The following is an 11,458-nucleotide window of genomic DNA, read 5'->3' on the forward strand; positions in this document are numbered from 1 at the left end:
AGGCAGCTGATTCCGCCACTTCGGCACTTTGCCTTTATACTCTCCGGTTTTTCCGATCAGCCGTTCTAAGGGTCCCGCCGAATGGACAAGACCTACCAGCCCCACGCCATCGAGACTTCCTGGTACCAGACCTGGGAATCGAACAACTACTTCGCGCCCCAGGGTTCGGGCGAACCCTACACCATCATGATCCCGCCGCCGAACGTCACCGGCAGCCTGCACATGGGCCATGGCTTCAACAACGCCATCATGGATGCGCTGATCCGCTTCCGCCGCATGCAGGGTCGCAACACCCTGTGGCAGCCGGGCACCGACCATGCCGGCATCGCCACGCAGATGGTGGTCGAGCGCCAGCTGGGCGCGCAGGGCGTCAGCCGCCACGACCTGGGCCGCGCAAAGTTTCTCGACAAGGTCTGGGAATGGAAGCATGAATCCGGTGGCAACATCACTCGGCAGATCCGTCGCCTGGGCTCGTCGGTGGACTGGTCGCGTGAGCGCTTCACCATGGACGAAGGCCTGTCCGAAGCCGTCAAGGAAGCCTTCGTGCGCCTGCACGAGGACGGCCTGATCTATCGCGGCAAGCGCCTGGTCAACTGGGATACCAAACTGCACACCGCCATTTCCGACCTCGAAGTGGAAAACCACGACGAGAAGGGCCACCTCTGGCATCTGCGCTACCCGCTGGCCGACAACGCGCGCACCGCCGATGGCAAGGATTATCTGGTGGTCGCCACCACTCGCCCGGAAACCGTGCTCGGCGATGCCGCCGTCGCGGTGCATCCCGAGGACGAGCGCTACAAGGATCTGATCGGTCGCAACATCATGCTGCCGCTGGTCAACCGCCTGATCCCCATCGTCGCCGACGAGTATGTCGATCTCGAATTCGGTACCGGCTGCGTGAAGATCACCCCGGCCCACGACTTCAACGACTATGAAGTCGGCAAGCGTCACCATTTGCCGCTGATCAATATCTTCGACGAAAACGCCTGCGTTCTCGCACGCGCCCAGGTATTCAACCTCGACGGCACGCCGAACGACCGGGTCGACGCGACCCTGCCTGACGGCTACGCACGCATGGATCGCTTCGACGCGCGCAAAGCCATCGTCGCCGAGTTCGAGGCCATGAGCCTGCTGGAGAAGATCGACGACCATGCGCTGAAAGTTCCGCGTGGCGATCGCTCCGGCACCGTGATCGAGCCCTGGCTGACCGACCAGTGGTACGTTTCCACCAAGCCGCTGGCGGAAAAAGCCATCGCCGCCGTCGAAAGCGGCGAGATCCAGTTCGTGCCCAAGCAGTACGAGAACATGTACTTCAGCTGGATGCGCGACATCCAGGACTGGTGCATCAGCCGCCAGCTGTGGTGGGGCCACCGCATTCCGGCCTGGTACGACGAAGCCGGCCACGTCTACGTCGGTCGCGACGAAATGGAAGTCCGCCGCAAGTACAACCTCGGCAATGAAGTGGAACTGCGCCAGGACGAGGACGTGCTGGACACCTGGTTCAGCTCCGGCCTGTGGACCTTCTCCACCCTCGGCTGGCCCGAGCAGACCGATTTCCTCAAGACCTTCCACCCCACCGACGTGCTGGTCACCGGCTTCGACATCATCTTCTTCTGGGTCGCGCGGATGATCATGCTGTCGACCCACCTGACCGGGCAGATTCCGTTCAAGACCGTCTACGTGCACGGCCTGGTGCGCGACGGCCAGGGCCAGAAGATGTCCAAGTCCAAGGGCAACGTGCTCGACCCGCTGGACATCGTCGACGGCATCACCCTGGACGAACTGCTGGAGAAACGCACCAGCGGCATGATGCAGCCCAAGCTGGCCGAGAAGATCGCCAAGCAGACCCGCGCCGAATTCCCCGAGGGCATCGCCAGCTACGGCACCGACGCGCTGCGCTTCACCTTCTGCTCGCTGGCCTCCACCGGTCGCGACATCAAGTTCGACATGGGCCGCGTCGAGGGCTACCGCAACTTCTGCAACAAGCTGTGGAACGCCGCCAACTTCGTCTTCGAGAACACCGAGGGCAAGGACACGGGCGTCGATGACGCACCCGTCGAGTTGTCCTCCGTGGATCGCTGGATCATCTCCGCGCTGCAACGCACCGAAGCCGAAGTGACCCGCCAGCTGGAAAACTTCCGCTTCGATCTGGCCGCACAAGCGCTGTACGAATTCGTCTGGGACGAGTACTGCGCCTGGTACCTGGAGCTGGTCAAGCCGCTGCTGTGGGACGAAAGCGCCTCTGCCGAACGCCAGCGCGGCACCCGCCGCACCCTGGTGCGCGTGCTGGAGACCGCGCTGCGTCTGGCGCACCCGTTCATGCCCTTCATCACCGAAGAGATCTGGCAACGCGTCGCGCCGCTGGCGGGCAAGTCCGGTCCGACCCTGATGCTGCAGCCCTGGCCGGAGTACAACCCCGAGCGCCTCGACGAGGCTGCCGAAGGCGATATCGAGTGGGTCAAGGCGTTCATGCTGGGCATCCGTCAGATTCGCGGCGAGATGAACATCTCCATGGCCAGGCGCATCGACGTGGTACTGGGCAACGCCTCGGCATCCGACCTGCGCCGCCTCACCGAGAACGAGCCGTTGCTGAAGAAGCTGGCCAAGCTGGAGAGCGTGCGCAGTCTCGCCGCCGGCGAAGAAGCCCCCCTGTCGGCCACCGCCCTGGTCGGCGACATGCAGGTGCTGGTGCCCATGGCCGGGCTGATCGACAAGGATGCCGAACTGGCGCGTCTGGACAAGGAGATCGCCCGCCTCGATGGCGAGATCAAGCGCGTCGGCGGCAAGCTGGCCAACGCCGGTTTCGTCGACAAGGCTCCTGCCGAAGTGATCGACAAGGAACGCGCCAAACTGGCCGAAGCCGAACAGGCAAAAGCCAACCTGGTCGCACAACGCGAGCGCATCGCCGGGCTATAACCCTAAAGACCGCAACGGCTGCCCAGCCGTTGCGGTCCACGTGCAAGTGGCCCAATGGACTATCGCGAACTTACCGCCCTGCGCCAGCATCACCCCGCGTGGCGTCTGCTGCGCGCCGATCATGCGCCCCTGATCGCCAGCTTTCTCGAACACGCCTTCGTCACCCCCAACCGGCGCAACCTGGACGAGCACACGCTCGCATCCCTGCTCGATAACCAGCTCTACGCCTTGCGCCAGCAGCTCGGCGAAGATGCCTTCCCGCGCGCTGCTGCCGCTTATCTCGACGACTGGGCCGACAACGCCAACGGCTGGTTGCGCAAGTACTATCCCAGCGGCAGCGACCAGGCCCATTTCGAACTGACCGCCGCCACGGAAAAAGCCATCGAATGGCTAAACAGCCTGGGCAAGCGGCAGTTCGTCGGCACCGAATCACGCCTGCTGGCCATCTTCGACCTGCTGCGTCAGGTGGTCGAGGGCAGCGAAAGCGATCCCCAGACGCGCATCGGCGAACTGGAAAAGCGCAAGGCAGCGCTGGATGCCGACATCGCCCGGATCAAGGCGGGCCAAGTCGATCTGATGGATGAAACCAGGGTGCGCGAACGCTTTCTCGAAGTCAGCAGCAGTGCCCGCAGCCTGCTCGCCGACTTCCGCGAAGTGGAGCAGAACTTCCGTGACCTCGACCGCGAGGTGCGCGAGCGAATCGCCACCTGGGAGGATGGCAAGGGCGCGCTGCTGGAAGAAATCCTTGGCGAACGCGACGCCATTGCCGACTCGGACCAGGGCCGCAGCTTTCGCGCCTTCTGGGAGTTTCTGATGTCGCCGTCGCGCCAGGAAGAACTGTCCGGCCTGCTGCACAAGGCCTTCGCCCTGGCACCGGTACAGAGCCTGGAACCGGACCGGCGCTTGCTGCGCATGCATTACGACTGGCTGGAAGCCGGCGAAGCCGCGCAACGCACCGTGGCCCGTCTATCCGAACAGCTGCGCCGCTACCTCGACGACCAGGCCTGGCTGGAAAACAAGCGCATCATGTACCTGCTGCGCGATATCGAAAGCCGGGCACTGATGCTGCGCGAACAACCACCGGCAACGGATCTGATGCACCTGGACGATGCCCGGATCGAGCTCAACCTGCCGCTCGACAGGCCGCTGTACAGCCCGCCGCTGAAACCGCGCATCGAGGCCCAAATACTGCTTGAAGGCGAAGCGCAAAACGATGCCGACGCGCTGTTCGAACAGATCCATGTAGACAAGGCCCGGCTGCTGGCCAACCTGCGCCTGGCGCTGCGCCAGCAGCCGCAAATCAGCCTTGGCGACCTGCTGCAACGCTATCCGCTACAACAGGGACTGGCCGAACTGGTAGCCTGGCTCGACCTTGCCGCCGCCAGCCCGCGCAGCGCCTTCGACGAAGGACAAACACAACTGATCGTCTGGCACGACAGCGAAAACCGCCCCCGTCGCGCCAGCATTCCTCTGATCGTTTTCAGTCAGTGACCGCCATGACCGACATTCCCCCGCCCGAGCTTTCCGCGCTGCTGATCGGCCTGTTCAAGGGCGTGCTCTACCGTGAGGACGATGCCCCCGCCTGGCAGCAACTGAGCGACCAGCAGGCCGCCGTGCGCGACTATATCGGCGTACTCGGCCTGGAGCTGATCCTCGATGAAGCCGAAGGGTACGCCTACCTGCGCCAGCGTCAGGAAGACCATCAAGAGGACGGCAGAACAGCCCTGCCACGGCTGATCCCGCGACGCCAGCTGAGCTATCCGGTGAGCCTGCTGCTGGCGCTGTTGCGCAAGCGCCTGGCCGAGTTCGACGCCAGCAGTGGCGAGGCACGACTGATTCTTTCACGCGAGCAACTGCTCGACCTGTTGCGCCTGTTCCTGCCCGAAGGCAGCAACGAAGCGCGCCTGGTCGATCGCATCGACAGCCATATCGCCAAGGTGGTGGAGCTGGGCTTCCTGCGCAAACTGCGCGGCCAGACCGAAGCCCTGTATGAGGTCAGGCGCATTCTCAAGGCCTTCGTCGATGCCCAGTGGCTCAACGAGCTCGACCAGCGCCTGGCCGAATATGCCAATCAGGGAGAGGAATCATGAGCACACCCGAATCCCTTCCCCTGCTCGACTTCGCCAGCAGCGACGAACGCGCCGGCTTTCGCCTGCACGCCATCGAGGTGTACAACTGGGGCACCTTCAACCAGCGTGTGTGGCGCTTCCCTACCAATGGTGACAACGCCCTGCTGACCGGCGACATCGGCTCGGGCAAATCGACCCTGGTCGATGCCGTTACCACTCTGCTGGTACCGGCACAGAAGATCGCCTACAACAAGGCCGCCGGGGCCGAAGCCAGGGAGCGCACCCTGCGCTCCTACGTGCTCGGCTACTACAAGTCCGAACGCAGCGAGGCCGGGCTCAACGCCAAGCCGGTGGCCCTGCGCGACCACAACAGCTATTCGGTGATCCTCGGTCACTTCTACAACGAGGGCTATGACCAGCACGTCACCCTCGCCCAGGTGTTCTACATCACCGAAAGCCGTGGCCAGCCGGAGCGCTTCTATATCGTCGCCGACCGGGCGCTGAGCATCACCGAGCACTTCGCCCACTTCGGCACCGACCTCAACGCCCTGCGCAGGCGCTTGCGCGAACTGCCCGGCGTGGCCCTGGAAACCGCCTTTCCCGCCTACAGCGCGGCCTTCCGCCGGCGCTTCGGCATCGACAACGACCAGGCGCTGGAGCTGTTCAGCCAGACGGTATCGATGAAATCGGTGGGCAACCTCACCGACTTCGTGCGCGAACACATGCTCGAAGAGTTCCCGGTGGACGAACGCATCCAGGCGCTGATCCAGCACTTCGACGACCTCAACCGCGCCCACGAGGCGGTGCTCAAGGCCAAGCGGCAGATCGCCCTGCTGCAACCGCTGATCGGCCACTGCGACCGCTATGCCGAACTGGAGCAGGAAAGCCGCCGCTTGGTCGCCCAGCGCGAAGCCTTGTCAGCCTACTTCGGCGGCCTGCTGCATGAACTGCTGGCAAAGCGCCTGGGCAACCTCGACCAGGACATCGCCCGCCTCGCCGAACAGTGCCGCAGCCTCGGCGAGCGCCGCGAGCAGGGCCAGGCACGCCGCGACGACCTCAATCGGGCCATCGCCCAGAATGGCGGCGACCGCCTGGCCGCGATCAAGAGCGAGATCGCACAGAAATCCACCGAGCAACGTCGCCGCCAGGGCAACGCCGAACGCTACGATCAATTGGCCGCCAGCCTCGACCTGCCGCTGGCCAGCAGCGCCGAGCCCTTTCTGGCCAACCTGCACGCCCTGCCGACGCTGCGTGAAACCGCCGATGAACAGCGTGACCAGGCGCTGAACACCCAGAACGAAACCGATTTTGAATGGCGCGGCTTGCGCCAGCAGTACCAGCAACTGCAGGAAGAACTGGATTCACTGCGCCAGCGCCGTTCCAATATCCCCGCACGCATCCTCGACATCCGCGCCCGCCTGTGTGCCAGCCTGGAGCTGGACGACAGCGAGCTGCCCTTCGCCGGCGAACTGCTGCAGGTGCGCGACGACGAACGCGACTGGGAAGGTGTTGCCGAACGCCTGCTGCACAACTTCGGCCTGTCGCTGCTGGTGCCGGATGCCCTCTATGGCCGCGTCGCGCAATGGGTCGAAGACACTCATCTGGGCGATCGCCTGGTGTATTTCCGGGTACGCGACAAACGCAGCCAGCGCAGCGCCGAGCTGCACCCCGACTCGCTGGTGCGCAAGCTGCAGATACGCCCGGACAGCGCCTTTTACGACTGGCTGGAGGACGAACTGGCGCGGCGCTTCGACTACGCCTGCTGCGCCTCGCTGGAACAGTTCCGGCGTGAGGAAAAGGCCGTCAGCCGCAACGGCCAGATCAAAGCCGGCCACGAACGTCACGAGAAGGACGACCGTCACCGCCTGGGCGACCGCACCCGCTATATCCTCGGCTGGAGCAACGAGGCCAAGATCGCCGCACTGGAGGCCGAGGCCAGCAGTCTGGAAAGCCGCCTGCAACAACTGGCGCAGCAGATCAGCGACTTGCAACGCCAGCAGAAAACCCTCGACCAGCGCCTCACCGGCCTGGCCCAGCTTGGCGTATTCCAGCACTTCCAGGATCTGGACTGGCGCCCGCTGCTGCTGGAAATCGAAAGGCTCGACGGCGAACGCCGCCAGCTCGAAGCCGAGTCCGACACCCTGCGCGCCCTGCAGCAGCAACTGCGCGAACTGGAAGGCGAGCTCAAGCAGATCCAGCAGAGCCTCGACCAGAAGAACGACGAGCACTCGCGCAGCCGGGAAAAACGCGATACCGCCCAGGCCCAGGCCGACGAGGCCAAGGTCCTGGCGGACAGCGCCAGCGACCAGCAACGCGCCCTGTTCCCGTCCCTGGACGCCTTGCGCGACGAGGTACTCGGCGCGCACCAGTTGACGGTGGAGTCCTGCGCCAACCGCGAAAAGGATCTGCGCGAATGGCTGCAGGCCCAGCTCAATGCCGAGGACAAAAAGCTCAAGCGCTTGGTGGAACGCATCACCCAGGCCATGAGCGACTACCGCAACGCCTACCCGCTGGAAACCCGTGAGGTCGATTCCAGCGTCGAAGCCGCCGCCGACTACCGCGCCATGCTCGCCAGCCTGGAGCAGGACGGCCTGCCGCAGTTCGAGCAGCGCTTCAAGGCCATGCTCAACGAGAACATCATCAACGAGATCGCCAACTTCCAGAGCCACCTGCGCCGCGAGGAACTGGACATCCGCGAGCGCATCGAGGAAATCAACCGCTCGCTGCGCGAAATCGACTACAACCCGGGCCGACTGATCCAGCTCGAAGCCCAGTCCAGTGGCGACGGCGAGATTGCCGAGTTCCGCAACGACCTCAAGGCCTGTACCGAAGGCAGCCTCTCCGGCAGCCAGGACGAGCAGTACGCCGAAAGCAAGTTCCTCCAGGTGCGCCAGATCATCGAACGCTTCCGTGGCCGCGACGGTAGCAGCGAAAGCGACCGGCGCTGGACGCGCAAGGTCTGCGACGTACGCAACTGGTTCGCCTTCTCCGCCTCGGAACGCTGGCGCGAGGACGACAGCGAGCACGAGCACTACAGCGATTCGGGCGGTAAATCCGGCGGCCAGAAGGAAAAGCTCGCCTACACCGTACTGGCCGCCAGCCTGGCCTACCGCTTCGGCCTGGAATGGGGTGTCACCCGCTCGCGCTCGTTCCGTTTCGTGGTGATCGACGAAGCCTTCGGTCGCGGCTCCGACGAGTCGGCCCGTTACGGCCTGGAACTGTTCCGCAAACTCAACCTGCAGCTACTGATCGTCACCCCGCTGCAGAAAATCCACATCATCGAGCCCTATGTCGCCAGCGTCGGCTTCGTGCACAACGACCAGGGCCGCGAATCCATGCTGCGCTGCCTGAGCATCGAGCAATACCGCGAGCAGAAACAAGCACGGGCGGTGGAGTCTGGATAGCAACCATAGGGCGTAGAGGCGAATCCAGGATCAGGCACCACGCCTGGAGATAGGGTGACCCGATAGGCTCTGATAGAATCCTTGCCTTTAAATGGGGCAAGGACGATAACCGATGCCGAGTAACCATTTGCTGACGCCTCACCAAAGCCAATACTACGCCTGGCAACTAACCCGCCAAGCCGCCAGCGGCAGCCTGGAATCACTGACTTCCTCTTTGGCTGGCTCGCAAATCCACCTGAACCCACACCAGATCGAAGCGGCACTCTTCGCTCGTAAGAATCCGCTGGCCAAAGGCGTGATCCTTGCAGACGAGGTCGGGCTGGGGAAAACCATCGAAGCCGGACTGGTCATCGCCCAATCATGGGCGGAGCGCCGTCGGCGAATCCTGATCATTGCTCCAGCGAACCTACGCAAACAATGGCACCAGGAATTGCAGGACAAGTTCGGCATGCAGGGGCTGGTGCTCGAAGCCAAGAACTACAAGGCCTTGCGCCAGCAAGGCTTGAGCCCTTTCGAAGTTACCGGCCCCATCATTTGCTCCTACCAGTTCGCCAAGAGCAAAGCCGACGACATCCACCAGATCAACTGGGATCTAGTAGTACTGGACGAAGCCCATCGCCTGCGCAATGTCTACAAGAAAGGCAACGTCATCGCCAGCGTCATTCGCGACTCACTCAAGCACGTTAAAGCCAAAGTCCTCCTCACCGCCACACCTCTGCAGAACTCACTGCTGGAGCTGTACGGGCTGGTCAGCGTGATCGACGAGCATGTATTCGGCGACCTGGACAGTTTTCGCGTGCAATTCGGCCAAGGCAACCGTGAACAGGCCCTCGCCTCGCTACGGACTCGCCTCACCCCTGTTTGCAAACGCACATTACGACGCCAAGTGCAGCCTTACGTTTCCTACACCCAACGTATAGCCATCGTCGAAGAATTCACCCCATCGGCAGAAGAGCAGAAGCTCTCCAAACTGGTTGCGGACTATCTGCAACGCCCCAATCTCAAGGCATTGCCGGACGGACAACGGCAACTGATCTCCTTGGTGTTGTGGAAACTGCTCGCCTCCTCCAGCAGGGCCATCGGCGGAGCCCTGGAAACCATGGCCAATCGCCTGCAAAAACTGCTCGACAATGCCCCAGAGATTCCGGAGCTAGTCGAAGAGCTGGATGAAGATTTCGAGGTACTCGACGAAACCGCCGAGGAATGGGGCGAAGAAGACTCGAACGATGCCCCAGAAAGCAGAACCGAGCGTGAAGCCCTGAGCAATGAAATCGCCGAGCTCCGACACTTCAAGGAGCTGGCCAGCAACATTCGCGATGACTCCAAGGGCCAAGCGCTGCTGACTGCCCTAGGCAAGGCCTTCGTCGAACTGGATCGGCTCCAGGCCCCCAAAAAAGCACTGATCTTCACCGAGTCGAAGCGCACCCAGGACTATCTGCTCGGCCTACTGGAAAGCACGCCCTATGGCGATGGTATCGTCCTGTTCAACGGCACCAACAACGATGCCCGCGCTCAAGCCATCTACAAGGCTTGGCTGAAAAAACACGAAGGCAGCGACAAGATAACCGGCTCCAAGACCGCTGACACTCGCGCCGCCCTGGTCGAACACTTCAAAGACAGCGGCACCGTGATGATCGCTACCGAAGCCGGAGCAGAAGGCATCAACCTGCAGTTCTGTTCCTTGGTGGTCAACTACGACTTGCCCTGGAACCCCCAGCGCATCGAACAGCGCATCGGTCGCTGCCATCGTTATGGTCAGAAACATGACGTGGTGGTGGTCAATTTCATCGACCAGAACAACCCGGCGGACAAGCGTGTCTACGAACTGCTGAGCGAAAAATTTCACCTTTTCGAAGGCGTCTTTGGTGCCAGCGACGAGGTGCTTGGCGTCATCGGCTCAGGCGTGGACTTCGAGCGGCGTATCGCCGATATCTACCGTAACTGTCGCAAGCCCGAAGACATCAAGGCCAGCTTCGAACAGTTGCAACTCGACCTGGCCGGTGAAATCAACGACGCCATGGTCAAGACCCGGCAAATGCTGCTGGAGAACTTCGATGAGGAGGTCCAGGCCAGACTGCGTACACAGGCAGATAACAGCAAAGAAGCTCTGGATCGCTTCGAGCAAATGTTGCTGTCCTTGAGCGAAACGGAACTCCAGCAACATGCCGACTTCGACGGTGACAATGGCTTCGACCTGCATAGCCTCCCCGGAGGCTCACAGGAAGAAATAGACCTGGGACGTTACGAACTGCCTCGCCATAGCGGCGACGCCCATCTCTACCGTCTGGGGCACCCACTGGCCGAATGGGTGATCCAGCAGGCCAAGGAGCGTGTACTCCCCGTCGCGCACCTGCGCTTCGACTACAACGCCCATGGCATGCCCGTCACCACCCTGCTGCCCTATCGCGGCCAGGGCGGCACTCTCAACGTCAAGCTGCTCAGCGTCGATGCACTGGGCCATCAACAACAGGAGTTGATCGTCTCCGCCGTTACCCATGACGGCCAGGCACTGCTCGAAGACGATCCGCAAAAACTCCTGCGCCTACCGGCTGAAATTCTGACTCATGCCGCCCACCCGGTGGATACAGGAGCCTGCGACGCAGACCTGACACAGCGCCAGCAAAAAGCCCTCGGCCTGATCGACCAACGCAACCTTGGTTTTTTTGAAGAGGAAGTCGCCAAGCTGGATGCCTGGGCCGACGACCTCAAGCTCGGCCTGGAGCAGGAAATCAAGGAAACCGATCGGGAAATCAAGGAAGTCCGGCGCACCGCCGCCACCGCACAGACCTTGGACGAGAAATTGCACTGGCAGAAACGCCAGCGCGAACTGGAAGGCACGCGCAACAAATTGCGCCGCGATCTGTTCAATCGCCAGGATGAAGTGGAGGAGCAGCGCAACGAGCTGATCGAACAACTGGAAACCCAGCTCAAACAGCAGGTTCAGGAACGCCCCCTATTCACCATCGGCTGGGAACTGGTATGAATAAGCCGTTCAGCAACTGTTCTCCCAATATTCTGGGGCTCGGGCATCTCAGCATAACGAGCAGCCTGCTCAAGCTCGGCAAAGTG

Annotated in this window: 5 protein-coding genes; all 5 read left to right on the forward strand. The window is 62.4% G+C overall.

The window, feature by feature from the left end; genetic code table 11:
* The first annotated feature begins 81 nt into the window (after nucleotides 1–81).
* The 5 genes from ACYCFC_RS10690 (at nucleotide 82) to ACYCFC_RS10710 (ending at nucleotide 11,372) form a co-directional block, all read left to right on the forward strand.
* On the forward strand, nucleotides 82–2,916 hold the full coding sequence (locus ACYCFC_RS10690) for a valine--tRNA ligase (protein WP_459651569.1): 2,835 nt from the start codon (nucleotides 82–84) through the stop codon (nucleotides 2,914–2,916).
* Between the two features lie 54 nt (nucleotides 2,917–2,970).
* Nucleotides 2,971–4,407, forward strand: a complete 1,437-nt coding sequence (locus ACYCFC_RS10695; protein WP_459651570.1) for a DUF3375 domain-containing protein — start codon at nucleotides 2,971–2,973, stop codon at nucleotides 4,405–4,407.
* A 5-nt stretch (nucleotides 4,408–4,412) separates the two neighbouring features.
* A complete protein-coding gene (locus tag ACYCFC_RS10700) occupies nucleotides 4,413–5,006 on the forward strand; it encodes a DUF4194 domain-containing protein (RefSeq protein WP_459651571.1) in 594 nt (197 codons plus the stop codon).
* Entirely contained in the window at nucleotides 5,003–8,389 is a 3,387-nt protein-coding gene (locus ACYCFC_RS10705; RefSeq protein WP_459651572.1) for an ATP-binding protein, read from the forward strand. Before ACYCFC_RS10700 ends, ACYCFC_RS10705 begins: the two co-directional genes overlap by 4 nt.
* 112 nt (nucleotides 8,390–8,501) lie before the next feature.
* Nucleotides 8,502–11,372 carry an SNF2-related protein gene (locus ACYCFC_RS10710; RefSeq protein ID WP_459651573.1) on the forward strand — a complete coding sequence of 957 codons (2,871 nt, stop codon included), beginning with the start codon at nucleotides 8,502–8,504 and terminating at the stop codon, nucleotides 11,370–11,372.
* Nucleotides 11,373–11,458: the final 86 nt, after the last annotated feature.

It is taken from the genome of Stutzerimonas sp. NM35 (assembly GCF_054604355.1).

What these genes read in the sequence shown, in the direction of transcription:
- ACYCFC_RS10710 (WP_459651573.1), top strand. Translation starts at nt 8,502, where the DNA reads ATGCCGAGTAACCATTTGCTGACGCCTCACCAAAGCCAATACTACGCC.
- ACYCFC_RS10705 (WP_459651572.1), top strand. Translation starts at nt 5,003, where the DNA reads ATGAGCACACCCGAATCCCTTCCCCTGCTCGACTTCGCCAGCAGCGAC.
- ACYCFC_RS10690 (WP_459651569.1), top strand. Translation starts at nt 82, where the DNA reads ATGGACAAGACCTACCAGCCCCACGCCATCGAGACTTCCTGGTACCAG.
- ACYCFC_RS10695 (WP_459651570.1), top strand. Translation starts at nt 2,971, where the DNA reads ATGGACTATCGCGAACTTACCGCCCTGCGCCAGCATCACCCCGCGTGG.
- ACYCFC_RS10700 (WP_459651571.1), top strand. Translation starts at nt 4,413, where the DNA reads ATGACCGACATTCCCCCGCCCGAGCTTTCCGCGCTGCTGATCGGCCTG.